This window comes from Alteromonas mediterranea DE, assembly GCF_000020585.3.
In the GTDB taxonomy this organism is placed as follows: domain Bacteria; phylum Pseudomonadota; class Gammaproteobacteria; order Enterobacterales; family Alteromonadaceae; genus Alteromonas; species Alteromonas mediterranea.
Genome location: NC_011138.3, coordinates 3,636,548 through 3,662,763, shown reverse-complemented (window position 1 = coordinate 3,662,763; position 26,216 = coordinate 3,636,548). Strand labels below are relative to the sequence as shown.

General features: G+C 44.5%; 28 protein-coding genes. 20 read left to right on the top strand and 8 right to left on the bottom strand.

Going from position 1 to position 26,216, the window contains the following annotated elements; all coding sequences use genetic code 11:
- Positions 1–19: 19 nt before the first annotated feature.
- Entirely contained in the window at positions 20–481 is a 462-nt protein-coding gene (locus MADE_RS16235; protein WP_012519728.1) for a PfkB family carbohydrate kinase, read from the top strand.
- Between the two features lie 11 nt (positions 482–492).
- On the opposite strand, the gene MADE_RS16230 is transcribed toward MADE_RS16235, so the two are convergent.
- Positions 493–1,250, bottom strand: a protein-coding gene (locus tag MADE_RS16230) for an IS5 family transposase (RefSeq protein WP_123325976.1) whose coding sequence is annotated in 2 segments (ribosomal slippage) — positions 493–752 and positions 752–1,250 — 759 coding nt in all. Because the reading frame shifts where the segments join, the coding sequence is not laid out codon by codon here.
- 387 nt (positions 1,251–1,637) lie between these two features.
- Between MADE_RS16230 and MADE_RS16225 the strand changes: the two genes are divergently transcribed.
- A complete protein-coding gene (locus MADE_RS16225) occupies positions 1,638–2,084 on the top strand; it encodes a CopD family protein (RefSeq protein WP_012519727.1) in 447 nt (148 codons plus the stop codon).
- A gap of 8 nt (positions 2,085–2,092) precedes the next feature.
- On the opposite strand, the gene MADE_RS16220 is transcribed toward MADE_RS16225, so the two are convergent.
- Positions 2,093–2,563 carry a DUF2231 domain-containing protein gene (locus MADE_RS16220; RefSeq protein WP_012519726.1) on the bottom strand — a complete coding sequence of 157 codons (471 nt, stop codon included), beginning with the start codon at positions 2,561–2,563 and terminating at the stop codon, positions 2,093–2,095.
- Positions 2,564–2,601: 38 nt separating this feature from the next.
- On the opposite strand from MADE_RS16220, the gene coxB reads away from it, so the two are divergent.
- From coxB to MADE_RS16200, 4 genes are read left to right on the top strand one after another with little or no spacing between them, the layout of a single operon-like run.
- On the top strand, positions 2,602–3,300 hold the full coding sequence (coxB, locus tag MADE_RS16215) for a cytochrome c oxidase subunit II (protein WP_012519725.1): 699 nt from the start codon (positions 2,602–2,604) through the stop codon (positions 3,298–3,300).
- Positions 3,297–5,804, top strand: a complete 2,508-nt coding sequence (gene ctaD / locus MADE_RS16210) for a cytochrome c oxidase subunit I (protein ID WP_012519724.1) — start codon at positions 3,297–3,299, stop codon at positions 5,802–5,804. The genes coxB and ctaD overlap by 4 nt, the downstream gene beginning before the upstream one ends.
- On the top strand, positions 5,801–6,142 hold the full coding sequence (locus MADE_RS16205) for a hypothetical protein (RefSeq protein ID WP_012519723.1): 342 nt from the start codon (positions 5,801–5,803) through the stop codon (positions 6,140–6,142). The genes ctaD and MADE_RS16205 overlap by 4 nt, the downstream gene beginning before the upstream one ends.
- A complete protein-coding gene (locus tag MADE_RS16200; protein WP_012519722.1) occupies positions 6,133–6,936 on the top strand; it encodes a cytochrome c oxidase assembly protein in 804 nt (267 codons plus the stop codon). Before MADE_RS16205 ends, MADE_RS16200 begins: the two co-directional genes overlap by 10 nt.
- A gap of 109 nt (positions 6,937–7,045) precedes the next feature.
- Here MADE_RS16200 and MADE_RS16195 read toward each other — a convergent pair whose 3' ends face one another.
- Positions 7,046–8,611 (bottom strand): FAD-dependent oxidoreductase, encoded by a 1,566-nt coding sequence (locus MADE_RS16195; RefSeq protein WP_012519721.1) that lies wholly within the window; start codon positions 8,609–8,611, stop codon positions 7,046–7,048.
- 447 nt (positions 8,612–9,058) lie between these two features.
- On the opposite strand from MADE_RS16195, the gene MADE_RS16190 reads away from it, so the two are divergent.
- The 7 genes from MADE_RS16190 to MADE_RS16165 all read left to right on the top strand — a co-directional run bounded on the left by MADE_RS16190 (position 9,059) and on the right by MADE_RS16165 (position 13,977).
- Positions 9,059–11,533 carry a vitamin K epoxide reductase family protein gene (locus MADE_RS16190; RefSeq protein WP_012519720.1) on the top strand — a complete coding sequence of 825 codons (2,475 nt, stop codon included), beginning with the start codon at positions 9,059–9,061 and terminating at the stop codon, positions 11,531–11,533.
- Between the two features lie 423 nt (positions 11,534–11,956).
- Positions 11,957–12,214: an AbrB/MazE/SpoVT family DNA-binding domain-containing protein gene (locus MADE_RS16185; RefSeq protein WP_012519719.1), complete on the top strand. Its 258-nt coding sequence runs from the start codon at positions 11,957–11,959 to the stop codon at positions 12,212–12,214.
- The gene (locus MADE_RS16180; RefSeq protein ID WP_012519718.1) at positions 12,214–12,552 is read left to right on the top strand and encodes a type II toxin-antitoxin system PemK/MazF family toxin; all 339 of its coding nucleotides are present in this window, start codon (positions 12,214–12,216) and stop codon (positions 12,550–12,552) included. The genes MADE_RS16185 and MADE_RS16180 overlap by 1 nt, the downstream gene beginning before the upstream one ends.
- Positions 12,553–12,565: 13 nt before the next feature.
- On the top strand, positions 12,566–12,862 hold the full coding sequence (locus MADE_RS16175; RefSeq protein WP_012519717.1) for a hypothetical protein: 297 nt from the start codon (positions 12,566–12,568) through the stop codon (positions 12,860–12,862).
- A 23-nt stretch (positions 12,863–12,885) separates the two neighbouring features.
- Complete coding sequence (locus tag MADE_RS20720; RefSeq protein WP_012519716.1) at positions 12,886–13,038, top strand: hypothetical protein; 153 nt, start codon at positions 12,886–12,888, stop codon at positions 13,036–13,038.
- Positions 13,039–13,062: 24 nt separating this feature from the next.
- A complete protein-coding gene (locus MADE_RS16170; protein ID WP_012519715.1) occupies positions 13,063–13,299 on the top strand; it encodes a hypothetical protein in 237 nt (78 codons plus the stop codon).
- Positions 13,300–13,596: 297 nt separating this feature from the next.
- The gene (locus MADE_RS16165; protein WP_012519714.1) at positions 13,597–13,977 is read left to right on the top strand and encodes a hypothetical protein; all 381 of its coding nucleotides are present in this window, start codon (positions 13,597–13,599) and stop codon (positions 13,975–13,977) included.
- Between the two features lie 55 nt (positions 13,978–14,032).
- On the opposite strand, the gene MADE_RS16160 is transcribed toward MADE_RS16165, so the two are convergent.
- Positions 14,033–15,094 carry a competence protein CoiA family protein gene (locus MADE_RS16160; protein ID WP_012519713.1) on the bottom strand — a complete coding sequence of 354 codons (1,062 nt, stop codon included), beginning with the start codon at positions 15,092–15,094 and terminating at the stop codon, positions 14,033–14,035.
- A 425-nt stretch (positions 15,095–15,519) separates the two neighbouring features.
- Here MADE_RS16160 and MADE_RS16155 point away from each other — a divergent pair, with 425 nt between their 5' ends.
- The 6 genes from MADE_RS16155 to MADE_RS16130 all read left to right on the top strand — a co-directional run bounded on the left by MADE_RS16155 (position 15,520) and on the right by MADE_RS16130 (position 19,766).
- Complete coding sequence (locus tag MADE_RS16155; RefSeq protein ID WP_012519712.1) at positions 15,520–15,876, top strand: hypothetical protein; 357 nt, start codon at positions 15,520–15,522, stop codon at positions 15,874–15,876.
- 137 nt (positions 15,877–16,013) lie between these two features.
- Positions 16,014–16,771 (top strand): IS5 family transposase gene (locus MADE_RS16150; RefSeq protein ID WP_123325976.1). Its coding sequence is split into 2 segments (ribosomal slippage): positions 16,014–16,512 and positions 16,512–16,771, totalling 759 coding nucleotides; the frame shifts between segments, so codons are not numbered across the junction.
- 7 nt (positions 16,772–16,778) lie between these two features.
- Positions 16,779–17,297 carry a PfkB family carbohydrate kinase gene (locus MADE_RS16145; protein WP_012519709.1) on the top strand — a complete coding sequence of 173 codons (519 nt, stop codon included), beginning with the start codon at positions 16,779–16,781 and terminating at the stop codon, positions 17,295–17,297.
- Between the two features lie 64 nt (positions 17,298–17,361).
- Positions 17,362–17,973, top strand: a complete 612-nt coding sequence (gene eda, locus MADE_RS16140) for a bifunctional 4-hydroxy-2-oxoglutarate aldolase/2-dehydro-3-deoxy-phosphogluconate aldolase (RefSeq protein WP_012519708.1) — start codon at positions 17,362–17,364, stop codon at positions 17,971–17,973.
- Positions 17,974–18,150: 177 nt separating this feature from the next.
- Positions 18,151–19,347: a hypothetical protein gene (locus tag MADE_RS16135; protein ID WP_012519707.1), complete on the top strand. Its 1,197-nt coding sequence runs from the start codon at positions 18,151–18,153 to the stop codon at positions 19,345–19,347.
- A complete protein-coding gene (locus MADE_RS16130) occupies positions 19,347–19,766 on the top strand; it encodes a hypothetical protein (RefSeq protein ID WP_012519706.1) in 420 nt (139 codons plus the stop codon). Before MADE_RS16135 ends, MADE_RS16130 begins: the two co-directional genes overlap by 1 nt.
- Before the next feature lie 28 nt (positions 19,767–19,794).
- Here MADE_RS16130 and MADE_RS20985 read toward each other — a convergent pair whose 3' ends face one another.
- A complete protein-coding gene (locus tag MADE_RS20985; protein WP_012519705.1) occupies positions 19,795–21,165 on the bottom strand; it encodes a putative bifunctional diguanylate cyclase/phosphodiesterase in 1,371 nt (456 codons plus the stop codon).
- Positions 21,162–21,923 carry a hypothetical protein gene (locus MADE_RS20980; RefSeq protein WP_232363072.1) on the bottom strand — a complete coding sequence of 254 codons (762 nt, stop codon included), beginning with the start codon at positions 21,921–21,923 and terminating at the stop codon, positions 21,162–21,164. Before MADE_RS20980 ends, MADE_RS20985 begins: the two co-directional genes overlap by 4 nt.
- A gap of 497 nt (positions 21,924–22,420) precedes the next feature.
- Between MADE_RS20980 and MADE_RS16120 the strand changes: the two genes are divergently transcribed.
- On the top strand, positions 22,421–23,863 hold the full coding sequence (locus MADE_RS16120) for a DEAD/DEAH box helicase (protein ID WP_012519703.1): 1,443 nt from the start codon (positions 22,421–22,423) through the stop codon (positions 23,861–23,863).
- Positions 23,864–24,025: 162 nt separating this feature from the next.
- Here MADE_RS16120 and MADE_RS16115 read toward each other — a convergent pair whose 3' ends face one another.
- Both MADE_RS16115 and MADE_RS16110 read right to left on the bottom strand, forming a co-directional pair.
- Positions 24,026–24,529, bottom strand: a complete 504-nt coding sequence (locus MADE_RS16115; protein WP_232363071.1) for a thioredoxin family protein — start codon at positions 24,527–24,529, stop codon at positions 24,026–24,028.
- Positions 24,530–24,742: 213 nt separating this feature from the next.
- Complete coding sequence (locus MADE_RS16110; protein ID WP_012519701.1) at positions 24,743–26,182, bottom strand: MASE1 domain-containing protein; 1,440 nt, start codon at positions 26,180–26,182, stop codon at positions 24,743–24,745.
- Positions 26,183–26,216 lie beyond the last annotated feature (34 nt).

Here is a 26,216-nt window from a genome sequence, read left to right as displayed (position 1 = left end):
AGTTCGTAGGGTGGAATATATGAGAGTTGGTTTTATTGGCGAGTGCATGGCTGAACTTAAAAAAGTGGATGGTTTACTGCAGGAAGGTTTTGCAGGCGATACCTTTAATTCTGCCGTTTATTTAAAACGCACATTCCCAGCATTAGAGAGTTATTTTATTAGTGCGATAGGGAGTGACCCGCTTTCTAAAGAGATGCTGGAATTTACTCGAGGTGAGTCAATCAATACGCGCTTTTTATATGCTCACCCAGACAAACATATCGGGCTTTACAAAATTTATACTGATGCGTGCGGTGAGCGTTCATTTACCTATTGGCGAAATGACTCTGCAGCAAAGGGTTTGATGTCGTTATTAAATGAATCAGATACAGCGTCGCTTACCGCCATGGATATGGTCCTTTTTTCTGGAATTTCTCTGGCGGTGTTAAACAGAGAAGATCTTAATAAATTTTGGCGTTTACTAGAGGCTGTTGATCTTTGAACATTATTTGTTCAGCAGTACATTGGTAGCCACATCATCATGAATGCCAATGCGACTGTACTGCTATAGTTTCGAGCTAGCTTGTCGTATCTTGTTGATATTGCCCGGTACCTTTTTATCCTCAAAAACGCGTTTTCAACAAGATGCCTATATCGATACAGGCACCAGTCCATATCGTCATTACCTAATTTGTTATTTCGTTTGCGTGGAATATTGGCATCTGCTCCACTTTCTTCTACGTAAGCTCTAAAAGCTTCACTGTCATAGCCTTATCAGCACAAACAATATCGGCTTGTGGGGAGTTTATTATCAGACTTTGTGCATGTACGATGTCGTTCACTTGACCACCGGATAGTTCAAAATAAACGGGCAGGCCACCGCTATCTACCGCAAGGTGAATTTTCGTTGAGTTACCACCTCGACTTTTTCCGATGGCCTCATCTTGTTTACCCGCTGCACCGCTACTATCCTGATGCGCTTTAACTATACTACCATCAAGAAACAACCATTCTGGGTCACCCTCGGAGGCTAAGCTTTCAAATAACTTTTGCAATATGCCTTTCTTCGACCATAAATTAAATCGTCGGTAGACCGTATTCCAGAGACCAAATTCAGATGGCAAATCCCGCCACTGAATGCCGGTACGCATTCGGTAAAGTATGCCCTCCAGGGTATTTCGGTGCTCATATTTGTTATAGACTCTGCCACTCTCCTTTAGCAGTACTTTTAGGATTTCCCACGCATCATCTGTTAACATCGTTCTTGGCATAGCAACATTACGGTTAATTATTTTTGGCGAAACAATTATACCTCGTTGCTATGCCGGCTGCTTTTCATACAAAGATCAACAACCTCTAGGCTTTATTCTACTCTTACTTAACTTGTAAAAGGCTCCAACGTTAAGTGAGGAACATTTCATTTTTTATCATCTCTGCTCTTTGAGAAACTGTGTATAGATCGTATGTACAGTAACTTTTATCTACAAGTAAATATTCTACCGCTGACCGTAGGTTGGAATTATATTGTTCATTTACTCTCTAATAAGGGATCGGCTAACTTCACTTCGTCACGTGCGATCGCAAAAATTCATTTTTTTCTAAACCATTTCAGGGGCGAGTGCTGTAACTAGTATTATGAAATAAATGTAAGGTTGCTCATGCTCTGGCTTTTAGGTCTTCACATCTTCGGTCTTCTGATCTGGTTGGCAACCGTGTTGTATTTGCCAATCTTAATTGCTACTGAGTCGAAAATGCGCGAAGACTTTATCGATATTCCATTTGGAATGAGGTCGGTAGCGCGGCTGATATTCGCGTATGTGGCTTCGCCCGCGGCTATCATTTCTATTATTGCGGGAACATTGGTCTTTGTAATAAACGACACCCTTACTTTCTGGCTGATGGTGAAACTAACCATTGTGACGATACTGGTGATATTGCACGCGAGCCTTGGGCTACTGATAACGCGCCTTGAACGCCAGGAAATGCGTTATCTGGCAGGCTTTAGCTGGTACTTTCTGATAGCGATATTTTGCTGCGTCGGAAGCATACTGTTTGTGGTCCTGGCAAAACCTGCTGCACCTGGTTTTGTGCCATGGCCAATCTAGGGCTCAACTTAGCGTTCACTATTTTGAGGCTCGTTAACACCTACGCCGTAAGCAAAAACCAGTTGAGCGCCCAAAAAACCAGTAATACCGATAAGGATGCCAGCTAGAACGCTGACATAGATTCCCCAGGGATTAATAAGTTCGCCGGGGTTATCGCCTAAGCGTAAGGTAAGGTTAAATGTGGTCAGCGATAGCGTCATTACTGCTAGAACGGCGTGAGCCCAGGCTGCGACAATATGGCGAATAATATGTACAGTAAAAACATCAATGGCACCGGCAAGGCTGGCCAAAACACCAAATGCCAGTCCAGCAGCAGTAAGCCAAAAACTGGCTTCAGCCCAGAAAGGATCGCTGGTAAGGATAAATACAGTATCTGTGACAATGAGTATGAGCAAAAACGCGATGGGAAAATGGATCAGGGCTGGATGTAGTGCATGCCCCCTAAGTGAAGCGCGGCTGCTGATTATTGAATTCGACATAGAAGCATCAGATCCTAAATACCGTTTAAGGAGTGAGTTTGGTAAATAGAGTAACAGAATATCTTTTCACTGCCAGTGCCTTATTGTTGGCAGGTTGCAGTGAGCCGTATTCCATTCTCGCCCCTGCAGGTCCGTCAGCCAAGGCGGTTACCACAATCTGGTGGGGCATGCTCACGGTTGGAGTCGTGGTATTACTGGGGATTTGCTCACTCTGGTGGTATGCCAGCTTCCGACGCAATCGTAAATATAGCGATGCAGATGTAAAACGCGTTCTTACTCGTATGGTTTTGTGGGGCGGTATTGTGTTACCCACGGTGGGCATAACCGTATTGCTCATTTTTGGTATTCCAGCCGGGAATATTATGCTGCCTTGGGCAGATGAGCGCGCTGTGCGAATTGATGTGCATGCCAGACAATGGGCGTGGGATGTAACCTATCCGCAACATGATATTGAACTAACAGATGAAATTCATATTCCTGTCGATACGCCAATTGATATTCATGTGACTAGTGCGGACGTGATTCATGGCTTCTGGGTGCCACGGCTAGGGGGAAAGATTGATGCGATCCCGGGGCACACGAACATCGTGCGTTTGCAAGCCGATGAAGTAGGTGAGTTCGGTGGCCAATGCGCCGAATATTGCGGCCTTTCTCACGCTAAAATGCATTTTAAAGTCATTGCTCATTCTGCTGAGAAGTTTGATGCATGGCTCGTCCAACAAGGTAAAACACAATGAATGGCAAATCAGAACTACACAAAAATTTTGCCAAGGTGTGGGATAACCTACCTGGGTGGGGCAATCTTGCAGCGGTAAACCATACTTCTATCAGTCAGCGATTCATGCTAACCGGGGTGATCTTTTTTCTCGTAGGCATTTTGCTGGCAATGCTGATCCGCTCGCAATTGGCGTTGCCAGGTCAGACACTCATTACTGCCGACCTGTATTCACAGGTTTTTACTATGCACGGCACTATTATGATGTTCTTGTTTGCCATTCCGGTTCTGGAAGGCGCGGCGATGTATCTTATTCCAAAGATGATCGGCACGCGCGATCTAGTCTTTCCCCGTTTGAGCGCCTTAGGCTATTACTGTTACCTCTTTGGAGGGTTGATTTTGCTGTCAAGTCTGGTGCTAGGCATCGCGCCTAATTCGGGCTGGTTTATGTACACACCCTTATCCAGCGACGACTATTCCGCCGGCGCGGGCTCAGACTTCTGGCTACTCGGAGTGACTTTTGTGGAAATATCTGCAGTATCGGCAGGTATTGAGCTTACCGTCTCGATTTTGCGTACGAGAGCGCCGGGCATGAGTTTGAGCAAAATGCCTATTTTCTGCTGGTATATTCTCGCGATGGCGTTAATGATCGTGTTCGGTTTTCCTCCGCTGATTCTGGCTAGCATTCTGTTAGAGCTTGAGCGGGCAGCGCAAATGCCTTTTTTTGATCCTAACGCTGGTGGTGACCCTATTTTATGGCAGCATTTGTTCTGGTTATTCGGCCATCCTGAGGTTTACATTATTTTTCTGCCGGCAGCGGGTATGGTCTCCACTATATTGCCAGTGTTCGCGGGTCGACCTCTGGTGGGATATCGTTGGGTTGTGTTATCAGTAATCATCACTGGGTTTATCAGTTTTGGCTTATGGGTACACCACATGTTTACCGTTGGGATCCCTCATTTGGCCCAGGCATTTTTTTCCATTGCCAGCATGCTGGTGGCGATTCCCACAGGCATTCAGATTTTCGTTTGGTTAACGACATTGTGGGTAGGCCGTGTGCGGTTTGAACTGCCGATGCTATGGATTTTTGGCTTTTTGTTTATCTTCGTTTGCGGTGGGTTGACAGGTGTGATGCTAGCACTGGTGCCCTTTGACTGGCAGGTGCACGATACGCACTTTGTAGTGGCACATTTTCATTATGTGCTTATTGGCGGTATGTTCTTTCCGCTGATCGCCGCCCTATATTACTGGTTGCCCCATTTTTCCGGACGAATGCCGTCTATGAGAATGGGACGCTGGGCGTTTGGCTTGGTGTTTGTCGGATTTAATTCAACGTTTCTGATCATGCACCTAACTGGTCTGTTGGGCATGCCACGCCGAGTGTTTACTTACGAAAGTGGCCTGGGCTGGGATTGGTTAAATCTGAGTTCTTCCATTGGTGGCTTCGTGCTCGCGATTGGTATTTTAATGCTCGTCTTAGATGTGACGCTACATTTTCGATATGGTCGAAAGGCTTCATCTAATCCTTGGCAAGCTGATACATTGGAATGGGCCACGGGCATGCCGCCGGTATCTTACAATTTTGCCAGTATCCCTGAGGTAAAATCACGTCATCCACTATGGGACGACCCGTCGTTGATTAATAGCATTCCAGCTGGCGAACATGGCTTAAAAAGTATTAAGCACGGGCGACGGGAACTGTATGGAACAGATGCGATTAGTGGCAAGCTAAAAGAAGTTATTCATATTCCCAGCCATTCGTGGTGGCCTCTAATTTGTGCGGCTACCCTGGCGGGGTTGTGCATCAGCCTGGTGTCTAAAGCGTATATGGTCGGCATCTTTTTCGCCATATTGGGTCTAGGCTTCTTTTTACGCTGGAGTTGGGAGAACGGCACGCACAAGACGATGGCACCACTGACGGATGAAGAAGCGAGCCGGGGAGAGCCGCCTCTGCACTCGCGCACCTTTGACGGGCCAGGGTTATGGGGTATGTGTGTGACTCTGTTAGCTGACGGCACCTTATATTTGTCGCTGCTTTTCGGTTGGTTATATTTGTGGACAGTTTCACCAAATAAAACCTTACCTGACGTGTCGGCAATTTCGCCGGTTTTAATGGGGCTAAGTGGTGCGTTACTGACCATTGCAGTGACTTTGTATCGCCGTCTGAATCGCTATTTGCGCTGTGAGCAAGAGAAGTCGCTCGCTAAGTGGCTTTGGCTCGTTTCAGTCTGTGGAATGGGTCATGTTGGACTATTGGCTTTCATCACTGTTTCGAGTGACCTGCAATTTACGACTAATGCGTATGATGCCGTATTGTTGGTGATGCTGGCCTTTTTGCTTTTCCACAGTATCATCAGCGTGATCACCACTACGCTCCAGGCACTGCGGGTTAGTTATGATTACATCAGTACAAAGCTGTCCTATGAAATTGTCGTAATGAGCCCCATGTGGTTGTTTACACTTGTTATTTTTTGGCTAAGCTTCGCAAGCTTTTTGATCTTACCAACAATATGGGAGGCTAAATGAAAGTTTCCCGCGCGCACCCTTGGCATCTTGTGGCCGGGTTTGTGATTTGGGCGCTCTGGTTTGTATTTACATATGGCGGTGTCGCGGTGGCTTGTCAGCTGGCTAAACCTGCGGCCGAGGCGGGCCCATTTAATTGGATAAACCTTAGTTTTTTAATTCCTACGTTTCTTATTGTTATCTATTTGGGAATTTGCGCCTTTAAGTCGTGGCACGTAGCGGCAAATGCAGAAAATGAGTCGCGCTTTTTACTGCGTGTAGCGGCGACAAGTTATCTTGCTTCGGCCATTTCGACGCTGGCTGTTGGCATTCCTCTTTTGGCGATGGCACCATGTATTTAATTATTCTCGTAGCAACGTTATTGTTTTGGTCAACCGGTGCATGGGCGCACAACCCCTTTACCAGTGGTGGCCAGGACGCGTTTTCCGCTAGCCTTACGGCGGTGATAGTACTGATATTCTGGATAATCTATGTATGGGGCTGCCGCTACGCTACCGCAGTTGCATGGCGGAGATGGCTATTTCATATCACCATTTTGATCACCTTTTTTACCATTTTGGGTCCGTTGGACGAATGGGCTGAACATAGCTCTGCTGCGCATATGACCCAGCATATGTTTATGATGGTAATAATAGCGCCAGCTTTCGCTTTGGCTCGGCCATTGCCACAGTTCTACAGGGCTTGTGGAGCATATGGGGAAAGATTATGGAAATATGCATTTAAAATCACTCAATATCCGATGGTATGCACCTACTTTCACGGTATGATGATCTGGTTCTGGCACATCCCGAAATTTTATATGTTGGCGTTGGAGAATCCCTGGATTCACGTATTCGAACACGCCTGCTTTCTGATATCGGCGGTATGGTTTTGGTGGGCCTGCTTACATGCCTTTACCCGTAATGTTCCCTATGCGTTGCTGGCACTGTTGGTGACGCTAATGCACACGGGCTTTTTAGGTGCGTTTCTTACCTTTGGCAGCACTCCTTTTTACGGTGAATCCCGCAACCTTGCCGATCAGCAATTAGCGGGACTTATCATGTGGGTAGTAGGCGGAGTGCCCTACATCACCGCAGCATTTTGGGTGGGGCATCGCTGGTATAGACAGCTACAACGAAAATCGCTGACTGTTTAATCAGAAGGATTTGTACGTGAGGACTACCGGCCTCGGAGAATAGTTAGCAATCTTGTCATAGAAAGCGCGCCATTACGCGCTTTCTCGTCACCAAATCAAAGCTTGTTAATTAAGCAGCTTCAAGTACAGCTTTTAGCGATGACAGCGCAACATGGTCGTCCATCTCAATCACCATTTTTGCTGTCAGCTGAGGATAACCTTTAGCCAGAACGGCGATTTCCTTACCATCTTTGCGAAAAACAGCGAGGTATTGTTCATCTTCCGGTGTGCCCACCGCTTCGATTTCGTCCCACTCTTTTGCATGACCTACGTATTCAAACTTTACATCAAATTGCTGTGTCCAGAAATAAGGGGTGCGATCAAATGCTTTACGTTCGGCAGGGTAGGCTAGGCTCGCGAGTATATTTTCTGCTGCGCAACGACCATGCTGCTGGGCTAGTCGCCAGTGCTCAATGTGCATTTCTTCGCCATTATACGGATAGCTGGTAATATCACCCACCGCATAGACATCTTCAGCAGCTTCAAGGAATTCGTTCACTTTCACCAATCCCTGGTGCGTTAATGTAAAGCTATTGAGTAAATCTTTATCAGTCGTTATGCCGGTAGCTAGCAGCACCAGATTGGTTTCCAACATTTCGCCACTTTCCAGCTTCACTGCGGCTACTTTTTCAGTACCATGAAATCCACTTACTGTGCCCTCGACAAACTCGACGTCATGCTTCTCGTGTAAATCACGGAAATACTGCCCGATTTGGGTTCCAAATTGTTTTTCAAACGGTACCGCATCAGGTGCGATAACCTTTACCCGTATATTGTCGCTACGCTGCTTTAATGAAGCGGCCACTTCCAGACTAATAAAACTGTTGCCAACAATGGTAATATTGTTCGTGTTTTCAACGTCAGCTAATAGACTTTCCACATGCTCAATATTTCGAAGCGTATGGATCCCCAACAAATTAACGCCGGGTAAATCCGGCCGGACGGGGATCCCGCCTGTGGCAATAAGTAATCGATCGTATGCCAACGATTGACCATCATATAGCTCAATTTGATGGGCGGCAGTATCAATTCCGGATACTTTAGCCACTAGGCGTGTAACTTCTGTGATATCCATGTCGTCTTGATTAACAAGGGGGTCTACCTCATCAGGTTCCATGTCGCCCGCTGTCACAGCTTTGGTAAGCAGTGTTCGGTCATAAGGTGCATCTGCTTCTGGATCAACAACAGTGATCCGACCGTGGTAACGATTGTTCACCAGACTTTGCAGAGCGGCAGCGCCTGCTGCGCCAGCGCCGACAATCACAATATGAGAATGTGCGTTAACTGCAGTTAATCGGTTTTGTCGTTTATCGGTGCTGTCGGTGGCCTGTTCGGGATCCACAAGTACCTCGCCGTCACGTATTTCAACCGCATACCGAGATAATCCTGTTAGTGCAGGTGGCTCGCATACATCAGCAGAGGCGATATCAAAAGTGCCTTTATGCCATGGGCAAACCAACTTGCCTCGACATACTGCACCATCTTCAAGAGGCGCACCTTTATGAGGGCAATCGGCGCTGCTGGCATAAACGTTTTCACCGTCACGAATGAGAAGAATTTCTGTATCGTTAAGGGTAACGCGTTTAGGTTTGAGGTTTTCAAGGCGGTCTGCAGGACCGGCTGAGATAAATGACATGAGAGGCTCCTTATCCAAATGGGCGCCGACACCGTGTGCCAGCAAGGAAGTATTGCGAGACTCTAAACCATCAAGTTTTATTCCTATTCGCGCATTGAAAACATTAAATTTCATTTTGCGGTCGTGCAATCTTACTTATTCAATTAAAATCATTAGTCTATGGCATTTATTAACCAACGCGGTGTGGCAGCAAAGGCTCCTTGCATGATGGCTCCCCAAACCAATCGTGTTTTTACTACAAAGTATATTCCTGTCGTTCGCAAGTTTTACACTGTCCCGCCGCATTATCGATTATCAAGCAGACGCGGCGCGTTTCCCTAAATTGCCGAAGTTGATTAGATTTTGTCTATTTTCATCGTTTTCTCTCTGTCAATGACCCGAAACGCGGGTTGATTCGTTACTAAATAGTAACCCTCTTAATTTTAGGTTTCAGGCAAGGACTTATTGATGGCACAACAAGCAGCAGAAAAGCGGATTGTTCTGATAACTGGTGCATCTGGCGGCGTAGGCAGTGCACTTTGTGAGGTGCTGAAAAAAGATTATCACCTTATTGGGTTGGATTTGACACCTTGCGAAAGTGCCGATGAAAGTTACAAGTGCGATTTTACCTCCAAAGACTCCATTTCCCTTGCGCTGTATAAAATTCATGAAAAACATGGCAGTCATATTGCCTGCGTGATTCACCTTGCCGCCTATTATGATTTCTCGGGCGAAGACAACCCATTGTATGAGGCTCTCAATGTAAAGGGGACGGCGGATTTTCTAACCGAACTGCAGCGCTTTGATGTGGATCATTTCATCTATTCCTCCACCATGCTCATTCATCGGGCAGGGGTCCCTGGAGAAAAAATTATCGAGGATACGCCCATTGAGCCCGGCTGGACCTATCCGCAGTCTAAAGCCGATGCCGAAGAAGCCATTCGCAGCCATCATGGCAAAATTCCCTATACCCTGTTACGAATGGCAGGCTTGTACGATGACCACACCGCTGTTCCCACTTTAAGCTATCAGATCGCCCGCATTTACGAGCGGCAATTTAAGAGTTGGGTGTACTCGGGCGATAAAATGGCCGGACAAGCTTTTTTGCATAAAGACGATATGGTGTCATTGTTTACCGAGCTGGTTAAAAAGCGCCATGAAGTGCCCAAAGAAAATGTACTATTGGCCGGCGAAGACAGCGTAATGGGTTATCAGGCGCTGCAAAATCGAATTGGTCATTTGATTTATGGTGAACGAGAGTGGAACACCATCGAAATACCGGAGTATGTTGCTAAACCTGGAGCTTGGCTGGAAGAAAAAACCGAGCCGGTGGTACCTGACGCCTTTGATCATGGTGAAAAGCCGTTCATCAAACCATTCATGATTGATTTATCAAGTGATCATTATGACCTTAATCTCAGCCGGGTAAAGGAACAGTTAAATTGGCGACCACAGCACCACATTTATGATGCACTGGAACGGTTAATTGACAATCTGAAAAAAGATCCGCCAGGTTGGTATAAAGCCAATGGCATCACTTTGCCAGACTGGATGCAAACGGCGAAGGAAAAAGAAGTTAACGCCAACGCAATTCGTGAAAAGCACGAAGATCATTATCGTGACGCCCATAGCAACTTTATTTGGGCCCACTTTATGAATATCGGGTTGGCGTTCTGGTTGTTAACCGCGCCATTTTTGTTGGGGTATGAAAGCCGCGCAATGACGATTAGTGACATGGGGTCGGGTCTGGCACTGCTGGTGTTTGCCGGTTTAAGTCTGTCATGGCGAATGAGCCAGGCTCGCTGGGCCGCGGGAATTGTCGGATTTTGGGTGCTCTCTGCACCGTTGGTGTTCTGGGCTCCTACGGCGGGGGCCTATCTGAACGGCACGTTAGTGGGCATGCTGATTATTGCTTTTGCCGTGTGCTCGCGGCCAACGCCCGGTGTATCACTAATAGCGGCGGAGACCGGCCCCAATATTCCGCCCGGTTGGGAGTTTAATCCGTCAAGCTGGGTGCAACGGATGCCTATTATTTTGCTCGCATTTGTAGGTTTTTTTATTTCACGCTATTTGTGTGCCTTCCAGTTAGGACATATAGACGCGGTATGGGAACCGTTTTTTGCAGGCGGGGGCGGTGACCCGAAAAATGGCACCGAAGAAATTATCACATCTGAGGTATCTGAGGCGTGGCCGGTTCCCGACGCCGGGTTAGGTGCTATGACTTATGCGCTGGAAATTCTTACCGGCCTGATGGGGTCAACCCGCCGCTGGCGCACCATGCCCTGGTTGGTAATGCTGTTCGGCATCATGATTGTGCCATTAGGCGTGGTGTCGATTTTCTTCATTATTATTCAGCCCATCGTTATTGGAACCTGGTGTACACTTTGCCTGATTGGTGCAGCAGCCATGCTGATTCAAATTCCTTATTCGCTGGATGAACTGGTGGCAACTGCTGAATTCTTATGGCGTCGTAAAAAGCAAGGTCGCCCATTGCTACGTATTTTCTTTACCGGCGATACTGATACAGGAGCCTGGAAGGGTGATGAAAGAGAGTTTGAACGGGGCCCCATCACGGTATTTAAAGACATGATTGGTGGTGGCGTTACTTTACCCTGGAATCTTGCGCTTTGCATTCCTATCGGAGTTTGGCTGATGTTCACCCGTCTGACGCTGGGGGCAGAGGGCAGCATGGCCAATGCTGATCATGTGGTGGGCGCTCTGGTCCTGACAGTCGTTGTTACTGCTACTGCCGAGTCTGGGCGCATGGTACGTTATGCGCTTGTTCCTCTAGGCCTGGCATTATTTACCACGCCATTTCTGCTCGGTGCCCCTCTGGTTTCAGTTGTTTCAAGCTTGCTATGTGGCGCATTGCTAATTGGGTTGAGTTTACGAAAAGGTCATATTAGAGCAAGCTACGGGAAATGGGATAAATTCATTGTTTAGGAAAATAAGAGGGCTTCTTCAATCAGGTTATCCCTCTTGTCGGCAAAAAGCATGGATAATAAGCTGCTCCCACAGCCCTGCTAGTGGCGTTCAAGTCATTCGCCTTTCATTTGCTTCTGGGTTGGCTAGTTTATCTCGTTTTGCATCATTTTTTTCTGATATATTAGCCCTTTATGAAGTCTACAGTTTTCATATAGTGACGTTTTTTGTTCAGTCTCCGACATCGCCCATTTTAATTGCTCCAATTGTGGCAATGTTTAGACTACTAAAGTATATTTTTCTTCAGAAAAAGTGCAATTTTAGGCATGGGAAATAAGCGCCATTGGCGCTTTTTTTGTCTAAACAATTTAAAGTACCAACAAAGTTGCAACGTTGGCTGATTGTGTTAATGTATAAACATTGTTGGTACGTGGAGGGGGTGTTATGGAAACTGTAATTCGCAAGTATGGTAATTCAAAAGGGGTAATTATTCCTGCTGCGTTGCTGAAGGAATTGGATCTTGACGTTAACGAAAAGATTGACGTTAAAACAGAAAATGGGCGGATTATCATTGAGCCTATGCGTCAGCTAGAGTATTCCCTTGATGAGCTGCTGGCTCAGTGCAGTCCCGAGACAATGACTTTGGATGATGATGATAAGGCGTGGTTGAACGATTCGCCCGTTGGCAAAGAGGCGCTGTAGTGGTTAAGAAGTATATTCCTGTTCACGGTGACATTGTTTTCACTGATTTCGATCCATCTGCTGGTCATGAGCAAGCGCATAAAAGGCCAGCTTTGGTGTTGTCACCGGAGCCATTTAACAAGCAGATCCAACTTGCTCTGGTTGCACCAATTACATCGACGGTAAGAGGGCATGGCTTTGAAGTTAATTTGGGCGATAAAACGCAAACAAAAGGGGTTGTTCTATGCCAACAGGTAAAGACAATTGACTATGACTATCGAGGCATCAAGTTTATCGAAAAAGCGCCCCAGAACGTGATTAGTGAAGCTTTAGCGCGTGTTCGTGCGTTAGTAAGCTGATATAGGAAACACAATGGAAATCAATACCTCTTTGTCATCTAGCCAAGCTAGATTCGCCACATGGATTGAAGAAGAAATGCCTTATCTATGGCCGTTGTTTGACTTCAGCAAGAGGGAGCTTATTTCAAGCAGTGTTGATGAGTACTGTGAAGTTGCATCGAGAGGTGAGCAAATAATGGCAAGGTTTGCTGCGGGTGTATGGTGCGGTAACAATCAATTTAATTTTGACTTCATCGAAGCAGCTGCTCACTTGGATGAAAAGCAGATGAGCGTTGTAACTGACTGGCTGAAAAGTCCGTTTTGGCCTTAATTAACGATATTGGAAACAGAGACATGGCACCGAATATAAATGGCAAGGAAATTATTACTGATTACGGCTCTGCTGTAATCGTTGAGTATGATCAGTCAAAGGAAAAGTTTCTTGTTGAGTACACTGGTCAAGACGCAATTGGATGGCTTACCAAAAGTCAATTTTTACTGAAATAGGCAAATGGGAAACACGAGGCAGCAATGAACACATTCACGTACATCGATAAGCGCTTAATCGACTTAGGCCAAGAACAAAAAGCAAAGCTTGTTCACGCTTTAAATGATAAAGAAAAAGCGTTGGTAAACGCGTTTTACACTGGTGCAAAAAATGAACTTGCGTCGCTGCGTGATGAATTAATGCGTGATGTGTCACCTGTTGATGACGAATTACCTAAAAATCACATCGTTAATCACGCAGAAATGCGTGAATCGAGCTAATGGAAAATAATAAAAATACACACAATGTCCAGTTTTACATATTCCGCAGTCTTTTTAATTGAAGTAATCCCTGACTGAGGAATTTATGAAAGAATATTTGGTAATGATGTTTGTGTTTATGGTAGCTTTTTTCCTGTATGGGTATTTGTTTGGACCATTACTTATCTCATGGCTCATTGTAGGCCGCGCAACTTTGTACAATAAAGGCGTTAACCTTTCCAATGATGGCATAGCTTGTTATTTATTTTACTTTGCTTGGCCTCTCTATCGAAACCGGTAAGGATTTATTCAAAAAATATGGTTAACGAAGATTTTGAAGAGTTAAAGAAGCGTTTAGGCTCAGCTTCGGGCACCGAATGGATCGCAGTGATGATTGATTCTACCAGTGATACAGGAGCTTATAGCATTGAAGAAATTTATGTTATAGCAGAGCAATACTTCATCTGGGGGGAAGGTGAGTTCATGGATAAGAAATTTTGGCAGATGATATCGAACGCTACCAATGTGAAAAATCAGAGTGAATTCTTTTCTAAGTATAAACGTGTATTTGATGAAACGAAGATGGATGCAAGCAAGCTAAACATGGCGAAAGCTGCATTTGCTGAGTTGAAACGAGACGCAATGCTTTATGCTCAGGGCCTTGATAAGGACAGCGAGGATTTTAAATTTGAAGCTTAAAATAAAAAAGTGATACGAATCTGCAAACTATGGGCACCCTTAACCCCCGTAGAAGTTAAAAAACAGAGCGCGTGTACTCAAAACTTTGGCATTGATTGCATAGGTTTGATTTCCCCTCCCAGCTCTGTTCGCACTTTATGCAAAGGTGGAGCATAGATTCTCTGAAGTCAGTGTATTTTCCCATGGTATTTTCACGAAATCCTTCACCGTTTTCATAGGAAGCTTTGTGACTACCTAATAACACGTAAACGGATTCGGACCCTTTTTCGAGCGCATAAATGCGTGATTGTTGTTTTGAAGTACTTAAGGTTTTTGGGGAGGCGTTCGCGATTTCTGTCGTGTTAGTATGAGTCGCAGGCCCTGTATAAATGTTCGTGTTCTGATATATGCCTCTTGGAGTGTCGATATCAGCTAGTAATGTTTCTTTATTTTCACAAACAAACTCATCGTGGCGTTGCTGAAATCGTACTTCTCTAGGGTGATAGTGCCAATATTTACCGGTGTGCGAACGCGCTAGGAACTCAATGAGAGCGTCTTTATATTGACCAGACTTGGTTTCTTCAAAAGCCTGCATTAAAGACATTACATTAAACTCTATTACCCCAGAATTGTTTTCTGGGCTTTTGAGTTGTTCTGGTATACGTCGACCATCATACGTAATGTACACAACCAGTTCGAACGAACCAATCTTAAGAACAAGATCTACCATTACGCCATTGCGCATCAGTTCTGATTCCACAATGTCGAACTGAACCACTTTTTCCTCAGTCAAAGTGTATCGATGTGAGTATGGGTGCTCCGACCCCGGAATGGTGGAAGATAAGCTTTTTAAATAGGCAGGTAGACAAAGCATCGCGCCTTCTTCAAATAACTGTTTCATCATTAACCTTACCGATACAGCAAAGGAATAATCACAGGGTTTTACTGTTTTCTTTTTTACGTCTCTTGATTGGTGAGCAAAGTGCCACTCTTTGATGGAACCATGTCGCGCTATTAAAGGTGTTTTGCAGGATGGGCATATACAGTCGCACTTAATTCCGTTTTGAACGCTGCCAACATCTACTACCTGATTGCTTTTCAGGTGTAATCCAAATGGTATGAGAGTAAAAGCGCCCATTGTCATTCCTTTGCTTAATCGAATACGGCTATGCGCTACCTAGATAGAAATAATATTTGTTTTATTCTGACTTTGATAGTGCGACGTTAAAAGTATGAGTTTTTTATATCTGTATTAGTTACTGAATTAGGGGAAATATCGTGCTGGTGGTATTTACCTTCGCCGCAGGTTCGTCTAAACTTAAATCAACAAAACACTTCTGTTAGCACTTTTTTTATGGCCATTATGGTCATTTAACTCCCGCGCAGAAGTCACTTGTGTCTCAACTACATTGTGCATTGTACAAAATAGTAGAGACTTTAACGGAAAAAAATCTTAAACCGAAGCTTCGTTCTTCGTCAGCTTTATGCAAAACGAAACCCTGTTTGGGACACACCAAACAGGTGAGTCCTATATGTTTTTTCTTACACAATAGGACTAATGATATGGCTTATTCTTGCTATTTAGTGAAACCCGAACAAATCAAGCGCATTGCTTCACCAGTTCACTGTAATCACTTTATGCACCATATAACCGTAGATTTTGGTATTCCTAATAATTCCCCTTTACCTTCCAATCCCAATAATGTCCAAGTTATCGGTGTTGCTTCTGACGATAAAGCGCAAGCTTTAGTTGTTTCAGTTGATGGTAAAAAAGAACGGTCTAATGGACAGGTATTTCATATCACAGTTTCTACTGCTGATAATGTAAAGCCCGTCTATTCTAATCGCCTGTTGGAATCTGGATATACCCCCATTAATCCAATTAACATTGATGTAGAACCATCGTTCGTTAACTGGTAATCGCAAGATTATTTAAACCCATCAGGGACAAAACATTGTCCTTATGGGCTAGAGGTTGTTGATCTTTGTATGAAAAGCAGCCGGCATAGCAACGAGGTATAATTGTTTCGCCAAAAATAATTAACCGTAATGTTGCTATGCCAAGAACGATGTTAACAGATGATGCGTGGGAAATCCTAAAAGTACTGCTAAAGGAGAGTGGCAGAGTCTATAACAAATATGAGCACCGAAATACCCTGGAGGGCATACTTTACCGAATGCGTACCGGCATTCAGTGGCGGGATTTGCCATCTGAATTTGGTCTCTGGAATACGGTCTACCGACGATTTAATTTATGGTCGAAGAAAGGCATATTGCAAAAGTTATTTGAAAGCTTAGCCTCCGAGGGTGACCCAGAATGGTTGTTTCTTGATGGTAGTATAGTTAAAGCGCATCAGGATAGTAGCGGTGCAGCGGGTAAACAAGATGAGGCCATCGGAAAAAGTCGAGGTGGTAACTCAACGAAAATTCACCTTGCGGTAGATAGCGGTGGCCTGCCCGTTTATTTTGAACTATCCGGTGGTCAAGTGAACGACATCGTACATGCACAAAGTCTGATAATAAACTCCCCACAAGCCGATATTGTTTGTGCTGATAAGGCTATGACAGTGAAGCTTTTAGAGCTTACGTAGAAGAAAGTGGAGCAGATGCCAATATTCCACGCAAACGAAATAACAAATTAGGTAATGACGATATGGACTGGTGCCTGTATCGATATAGGCATCTTGTTGAAAACGCGTTTTTGAGGATAAAAAGGTACCGGGCAATATCAACAAGATACGACAAGCTAGCTCGAAACTATAGCAGTACAGTCGCATTGGCATTCATGATGATGTGGCTACCAATGTACTGCTGAACAAATAATGTTCAAAGATCAACAGCCTCTAGGCAAACTTAAAGACAGCGGCACCCAAATAGTTTTCGACATGAACCATCGGCCAGCGTTGTGGAAAGGCAGAAACGATGCAAAAGCCTTATATGAAAAAGCGTTTGAAGTTGCAGATATCGCTTTACCAGGGCTTGAAGATTTTAACTTCTTATACGGGTTTGAATCAGTAGAGGAAATTGTTTCGTTTTTAGCCCCGTTTTCTTTCAAGCTGCTAGTTATTAAAAACGGAAGTCGCGCGGTAACACTGGTGGATGCCGAGGGGGAAGTCTCTGAAGTGGGATTGACGCCTGTCAAAAACGTCGTAGATACAACATCAGCAGGGGACGCTTTTAACGGTGTTTTCCTAGGTGCTTACCTCTCGGGCGAAAAACCAGAAAGCTGTGTTAAAAAAGCCGTCCAGTGTGCAGGCTTCGTCATTCAACATCCCGGGGCTATAGTGGATAAAGCATCCTACTCTGATTTAGTTTCATCCTTTTCCCCTTCGCTCGCTTAGCCCTGGAACGCGTTAACTAAAAAATTCAGGCCGAGATGGCCCGCTCAATATCAAGAGACGATACATGAAAAAGATATCAGAAGTTATGGGCAAGCAACAATTGCTTCCTATCATTCAAGCAGATAATGAAGCTGACGGCGTGGCGATCGCTCGCGCAATGTCAGAAGCGGGACTGACGACCGTAGAAGTGGTTTTGCGCACAGAGCACTCTGCGAAATGTATTAGCGCTATTAAAGCGGCGTTGCCGCACATGATTGTTAGTGCTGGTACCGTCATTGATAAAGCATCACTTGATGCCGCGATAAATGCCGGGGCAGACTTTATTGTTACACCAGCGGTAACTGAACGTTTGCTTACCATGCTAGTAGCATCGGGGTTACCTGTGCTTCCTGGTGTGTCAAACGTGTCTGATATTGTACTGGCAAGAGAACATGGCTTTAGAGAAATGAAATTGTTTCCAGCGTCACTATCTGGCGGCGCGGCTTTTCTAAAAGCCGTAGGAGGTTTGTTTAAAGACACACGATTCTGCCCAACCGGTGGAGTATCGCCCGACAACTTTAATGATTACCTTGCATTAAATAACGTATTTGCTGCAGGTGGTACCTGGGTTGCTAAACCGCAATGGGTTGCAGATAAGCAATGGGACCTTATTACACAGGCGTGCCTACAGGTTTAATAGGTAAAAGACAGAATAAAATAAAGCACGAAAAAGAGCCGGCATCGTTGCCGGCTCTTTTGTCTAAAGTCTCTATTGTCGATTTAGCAAACTACCACTATCATTTACTGATATGCCAGTTACGCTCTATCATTACAGTACGAAAGCCCTCTTATTGGCTGTTTAGAAGTTAATACAATGTCCTTAAACAAATCGTTACTAGCCGTGATGGCCACAGTCGCATGCTTATTCTCGTTAGAGGGAATGGGTGGCACTGACAAACTCGAACTTTCGGGCTTTGCCAGGGCGGTAGGTGGGAAGTTAGATACAAATCTTGCCACCTATGAAGGTTACGATAGTGGCGTCAGTTTTTCTGAAAAATCGCTTATTGCTGTACAAGCTGACTATGGGTTTTCATCAACGTTATCAGCTTCCGTTCAGTTTTTACTTCATACAGACCAAGACCGAAAGTCTGGCGTCGAATGGTTATATCTTACCTATGCCCCAGTCGAAGACTGGCAGTTTAACGTTGGTCGTTTACGAACCCCTTTTCTGAAGTATTCTGATGTTATTGACGTAGGGTTTGCATACCCTTGGATAAATGCCCCACAGCAGTTGTATAGCAGCTACATGTTTTCTCAGTACGAAGGGGTTAGTTCCCGCTATCGTGCAACGTTTGGCGACGCTGTGGTCGATTTTGAAGCGTATTATGGAGGCTATAAAGATAATCTCATCTCAAGTGGTATTGATGTTGAAGTTGAAGTAGATGAACTCTATGGCGGCGTCATAGAAGTGAATTACGGTGGTTTTCAATTGAGAACCGCGACAATCAAAGGTCCGAAGGTAGAAACATCAATAGATGAAATTGCGCCTCTCATTCAAGGGCTGAAAGCGGCAGGTTTTGACGATATCTCAGAGCGATTTGAAATCAATGACAGTGCTAGTGCTTTTCTTCTTGGCGCGAGCTATGACACGCTAAACTGGTACTTAAGCGGGGAATGGATGAAAGTATCATCTGATATCGACGTTCTGGCTAACTTAGAAAGCTTCTATGTTTCGTACGGTTATTACTGTGAAAGCGTGTTATTTCATATCACTTATGCCGCTTCAAATCAGTCAATTAATACCGTTGAGAATACGATACCCGTAGGTGTCACACCCGCGCTCGACCAGCTTTATTATGCGGTTGAGGAGTTAAATAGTTACTTTCCAACCGACGATCTCGATACGTGGACGCTCGGCGCAAGATGGGACGTAAAGACAAATGTTGCGCTTAAGGCTGAAGTCTCCTTTCTAGATGGCAAAGAAGGGAAAACCTCTTTTTTTGTAGTTGATGACCAGCGCTTTGATAGAAACGCAACGCTTTACCAAGTAGCACTCGAGTGGGTATTTTAATGTTTAGATACACGCTAATAGTGCTTTTGTTACTAGGGGCTCGCGCCGCAATCGCCCAAGACAATATTTGGGTTGTGGCTAATGTTTCAGAAAGTAGCTTAGCGTTTACCAAAGCAGATGTAAGAACGCTTTTTATGAATAATAGTTATACACAGGGAATGGGCTTACATCCGGTTGCTATGGCGCCCGGTAACCGGTTGCGCTCTATTTTTAATGCCAAGATCATTACTCTGCCTGAATCTCGCATTCAATCTTATTGGGCACAAATGCGTTTTAGCGGTCGTATGACCCCACCGAAAGAGTTCGATACGTTGGAAGCAATGCTAGCGTATATTTCTAACAACAAAGGTGCCGTGGGGTATATACCTGCTGAAACTGAATTGCCTGAACACCTAACTGTGATATACGAAAGTCTTTAAACAGCCTCATACAACGGAAGCGCCTTGCTTATAAGGCGCGCCTTCGTGAGGTAGCTAAAACGTCTTCAAGGGGAATGGGCTTACTGTAAAGAAACCCTTGAAGCGCATGACACCCATTTTGAAGTAAAAATGTCGCCTGTTCTCGGGTTTCTACGCCTTCCGCACAGACCGAGAAGTTTAAGCTTTTTGCCATTTTTATAATGGTTTTTGTGATGAGTTCTGATTGCTCAGAAATGCCAATGTTGTTGACGAAGCTTCTGTCTATCTTCAATGTGTCGATATCAAACTTGGTCAAGTAACTTAGCGATGAGTAACCGGTACCGAAGTCATCCAACGCAAGCTGACAACCATAATGCTTAATCGATTCGAAAAAGCTATTAGCCACGTTGAAGTTATTCATATACGCGGTTTCGGTAATCTCAATCTCAAGGTTTTTTGCCGGTAGCTTGTTTTCTCTCATTCCCTTCAATATGAATTGGGTTAACTTTTCGCTATTTAAGTCTTGTGGACTCAAGTTTATCGATATAATAATTTGCGAACCGAAGGACTTGATTAAGCGGGGGGCTTCAATTTCCAATCGCTTTATAATCCACATACTAATTAATGAAATCTTGTCGGTTTGCTCTGCAATTGGAATGAATTCTGCGGGCGACACGTGACCGAGTACATCATCATGCCAACGCAAAAGTGTTTCGAACCCTATGATATTTTGTTCAGCGTCGACTTTTGCTTGATAAGCCAGATAAAACGCATCATTTTCTAATGCACTAGATAGACGGGTCGAGATGAGTACTTTTCGCTTAGTGTCGGCAAGCATTTCCTCGTTGAACCACATAAACCTCGCCTTACCACTGCCCTTGGCTTTGTACATTGCTACGTCTGCGTTGGTTATGAGGCTTGAAAGCTCATAGTTACAGTCACTGGCGAGGGCAAGCCCAACACTTACGCCTGAGTCTAATCGCAATGTGTTAAAATTATGGGTACGAGACACTGCGACTACAAGCTTGGCAGCCATATCTTCTAGCGTCTTTGGGTCACCTATATCTGGTGCTATTATAATAAACTCATCGCCCCCCAAGCGACCTAGCGTATAGGCTTCGTCAAGCAGCTTGCTCATGATCACGCTTATATGTAATAAAAATTTATCGCCGGTATCATGGCCGAATGAGTCATTAATAGACTTAAAGCCATCAATATCCACAAAAAGAAGGCCAAGTTCACTACGGTTCGTTCGCGCCTTAGTCAGTTCACTAGACAGGATTTTCATTAAAAATTGTCGATTAGGTAAACCGGTGAGCGCGTCGAAATTGGCAAGGCGTTCCATCTGTGACTGCTGCTTTTCTAACAATGCATTCTTTTGCTGATTGGCTTCAGATTCGGCCTGTATGTTGCCCATCATATTGTTAAAAGCGCGAGAAAGGGCAAGGTTTCTTTTCTCTCCGTTTCTTCTACTTTTACATCGTAATTTTTATCATCAACCACACTATCCATGGTTTTAATAAGGGTATTGAGAGGTCTGAACACCTTGCGTTGGGCTCTTACCGAGACAAGAAGAGAGAGGCAAATAAGAAAAACAACGGAAGGGGCAACTAAGGTGATATAGCGTTCTCGACTATCTCTTAAGGCCTCTTGGAGATTGAAAATTAGGATAAACTTTCCAAGCGGGTATATGGGTTCACCTATTGTTTTCACCATTACCACTTTGTTATTAATGTGGTGTAGACCCAGTGCGAGGGCGGTGATCGAATTGACGTCTTCTAGCGCATTAGAGGCCTTTGATGATGTATCTATTTTAAAAATCTGGCTACCGTCTACGTTACTTTCAAATGCGTTAGGTTTAGCTCGCGCCTTCAAACCCGCTTGCCCGATGTAAACGTTCAATAACTCCCCTTGGCTATTGAAAATGTAAGCCGTTTCCGCATACTCATACTCATCTAGCCTAAGCAATACTTCAGTTTGATTAAAGCTGCCTGCAGGCTCATTGATATAATCAATAAGATCAACCGAGATATTTTCACCAATGGCATTAACTTCGGTAGATACAAATTCAATGTAGAGTTTTTCATAAACGTAAATTGATAAGGTAATGATCAACGCGCTAATAATCGCGATTGATGTGACAGTGTTGAAAGAAATTTGAGAACGAAGACTTTTCAAGAAAAAAACTCTAGTTGTCGTTGATACCGGAAGAAAGCGTGCATTGAGAGAACGTAAATCAGCAAAATTTAAAACATCTCCAATACCCATTGAGTATAGACGTTTTATCTTTTTTTCTTGTGTAATTCATCAGCAATTAGTCTAAAAAAGGCCGTAATACGATGCACTCGCAGGTGATAGATTTCTTTTTACACTTTTTTAGTAAAAGCGGCGTTTTAAACAAATAGCTTTCTTTAACAAAAACAATGATTGGTAGAGTTGAACAAAAAATGCGCTGGTGGCGTGGGGCGTTTAGTGGTAGACTCCGCGCGCAATTTGTAAGAGTAAATACATACGTTCTTTTCTTGATTTCAAACACCAGTAAGCCAAGTTGGCGATGGCGTATCTCTTTAGGTTTCCCCAGTAATCTATAACCCCCGCGGTTAGCAATAAAGCACTAGCGCTTATACCTTGCGGTAGGCAACTTTTATTAAAATACCCATGACAGGAGTTTATTAATGTCATTTACCCAATTAGGGCTCGCTGAACCTTTGTTGAAAGCTATTGAAAAACGTGGGTTTAGCACACCATCACCTATCCAAGAAAAGGCAATTCCAGAAGTATTGGAAGGGAAGGATGTGCTAGCAGCGGCGCAAACGGGAACCGGGAAAACGGCGGGTTTCGGCCTTCCAATTCTACAAAGATTGATGTCGGGTCCAAAGGTGTCTGCTAATAACGTTAGGGCGCTTATTTTGACGCCAACTCGTGAATTAGCTGCCCAAGTTGAAGAAAGTATTTGCGCATTTAGCGAGTTTTTACCGTTAAAAACAGCCGTCGTATTTGGTGGTGTAGGCATTAACCCTCAAATGATAAAGTTACGCAAAGGCGTAGATGTACTTATCGCAACACCAGGCAGGTTGTTAGATTTATATCAGCAAAACGCGGTGAAGTTTTCTCAACTTGAAGTTTTGGTATTAGATGAAGCCGACAGAATGTTAGATATGGGCTTTATTCACGATATTAAGAGAGTGCTTAAACTGTTGCCTGAAGACCGTCAAAGCTTACTTTTCTCAGCCACCTTTTCTGACGAAATAACCACGCTGGCCAAAACCATTACACGCAACCCGGTAAGTATTTCAACCGCGCCGGCTAACACTACCGTCGATGCTGTAGAGCAGCATCTAGTGACCATTGATAAATCAAAAAAAACCACTGCGCTTATTTGTTTGATAAAACAACAAAAGTGGGAACAGGTACTCGTATTTAGCCGCACAAAACACGGCGCCAACCGCATTGCAGAAAAGTTGACTCGGTCAAAAATTCCTAGTGCAGCTATACATGGTAATAAAAGCCAAGGGGCGAGAACAAAAGCCCTCGCTGATTTCAAAAATGGTGATATAAAAGTACTGGTTGCCACCGATATTGCGGCCCGTGGTATTGATATCAGTGAATTACCTATTGTGGTAAATCTTGATTTGCCAAATACGGCAGCTGACTACGTACATAGAATAGGCCGTACTGGACGTGCTGGTGCCAGCGGCCAAGCTTGGTCATTTGTTAGCGCCGAAGAGCTACAGAATCTTAAAGATATAGAGACACTTATTCAAAAATTGCTTCCTCGTGAAACGCTAGAAGGGTTTGAGCCTCAGCAAGTTGTACCGCCTACAACGCTATCTAAACCGAAAAAGCCCAAGAAAGCGAAAAAGCCGAAAGCCCCCCAAGGTGAAGGTAGCAGCCAGAGTGAAAAAGGCGCGCAAAGTAAAAGAAATGGGCAAAGTACAAATAACAGAAGCGGAAACGGTGGTAATCGCTCAAGTAAATCCAATGGACGAGGAAATACGAGTGGTAAACCTGTTAGGCAAAGAAATACTGGCTCTGAGGGCAATGGTACTCGTCGCCCATCAAAGCGCCGAAGCAGTAACGTGTCAAACCAAAGCAGTGCATCGAGTGCTAAGGCTTAAATAGACGAAACTAGTGGGGCTTAGTGTTGTACGAAGGCCTCGCAGCACTGCCGTTCTTTTGGGAGCAGGCAGCGTTAGTTTCGCTCCCAAGAGAAAGGATGGTAATGGCGAAGTGCTGGTTTAGTATTAACGCCGTTACCGCCTTCAGGATCTAGCGTTATTTCAGTTCGTTTTACTAAGACTTTTTGTAGTTCTGTACGAAACTTCTTCTGTTGCTTTCCAATGGATTAACTTCGCTTTTTGCGATGTTGTCATAGCTGGAAAGCGTGAGAAATACGCCATGTATTCTGCCAAAGGAATACTATCAGCGCGCCCCCAAATATCCATAGATGCTCTGTTTAATAAGGCGCCTGACTGGGGCTCAATAACCATAACGGTAGGCGTGGCGTAGTAAATTGGATAATCAAACCGCTCGGTAATATTTCTTCTGTCTTCTAGCGTTCCTACATCAACAAATACGGTTTCGTAATGGGCACGTAAGATAAGATCCATCTCTTTAGTTGAAAAGCGCTCAGCTAAGCCAGTGCTGTCGTGGCACCACTGTGCACCAAGCACAACTAATAGTAGTTTGTCTTGCTTAACTGCGCTTTGTTGAGCGCTCACAACATCTTGATAGGGCGAAGGAGAAGATATGTATGCATAAGGGGTTGTATCTTGCGTACTCACACAACCACCAAGTATAAAAAATGAAGCAATAACGATAAGCTGCCTCGAATTGGGTTTAATAAGGCCAGCTAAGCGGGTTAAAAAGCAGAAATTAACAAAAGAGATTTTATGCATAAAACTGTCAAAATATGTGTGAAATCAACGACAATGTAGCACAAAAGGAGGCAGAAAAGCGGTAATTAACCGTATCGGATTACCGCTTTGTCAGAAACGCTATGGCGTGACAGGAATTAACTTCATGTTGATGTTGCCAATGCCCTCAAAGCTTACCGTAGCGCTAGCCCCGACAACGGTGTCGTGAACACCGGTGATAGCACCAGAACAAATCATACAGCCTTTAGGTAGCGTAATGTTGCGTGCCGCAGCTTGATCAATTAAATATGCCACGGCAGCCATAGGGCCACGCAATACGTTGTTAGAAGGGGCAGAGTTAATATGTTCATTGTTGATAAATACAGAGGTCTGTATGTTCTCAATCACTGAATCCCATTGCTCGATAGGTGCGCCAACGACCATCCCTTGGTTAACCCCAAAATCGCTGATGATTGCAGTAGGTCCATAGCTATTTAAGTCTATTACCGGGCTTGAGGCTATTTCAACGCCGGCATAGACTGCGTTAATTAGGTGTTTAAGTGGCACCTTAGTATCAATTGAACCTGGAGTAACTTCTTTTCCTAACTCGAATACTAGCTCAGCTTCAACAGCAACCATGCCGCCCGCGTATACTTCTAGTTCAACGAACTCATCATCGTTATGAGGGCGCCCAATGAAATGAGTGACCTTCTTAAAAACAGGGCCCATTAATCGCTCGCCACCCATCTGCTCAGCGTGATTCACCGAAGCGCCTAGAATAAGGCAGCTTACACACAGCGCGATGATATAAAATTGATGTTCAAGCGGAGACAAATCGCTTTGAATTGCCACAACAAAGGCGGTTACCCCCACTAATAAGCAGGATAAAGCGCTGCCCGTAACTGCATAGCGATAGGATAGGAACAACGCGGGGAATACAGCAAGGTATTTTACTTGGTAGCTAATATTCGTCCCGTGGCTATAGGCATAGCTACTTAGTAACAGCAAGAATAGCCAAGCGCCAATTATCCAATACAGGGTGGTGTTGACCCGGTGTAAGTGCTCACGATCGTATAATACAAAGAGAAGAGGGCACAGTACGATGAGGCCGACAAAGTCACCTAATGAGAAATCAAAAAGTAGGGGAAAAAACACCGTGATATCAGTTTGAAGCTCTATCGCCCTTCTTCCAATAAAGACGGCCCCAAGTACAACACTAATAATTAAACCGACCCCGAGTGTGGCAAGCGTGCTGTTTATGTTGCTGATATAAGGTGCTTTAAAACAGCGTCTGAAGATATAAACGCTAGTACAAAGTAAAGCGGGTGATAGGAGTAAATGAACAAGATACCACCCTAAGCTACCGCTTAAAAATGCGGTGTTATCGAGTATTCCACCAGGGTGAAATAAAACAAAGTGAGTGAGTTTTTCTGAAAAAAGCAGTATAGGCCAGCTTCGTAAGGGAAGTAGCATAAACGCAGCAAAGCGGACGCCTGCGGGCAAATACCAGCTTACCGTACTGGCAATTATTTCGAACTGGGTGCTGATTAGCCATACGCTGTGAAATAGGGCGGTGTACATCAACCCCATGAACAAAAACGAAGTGTTTATGTAC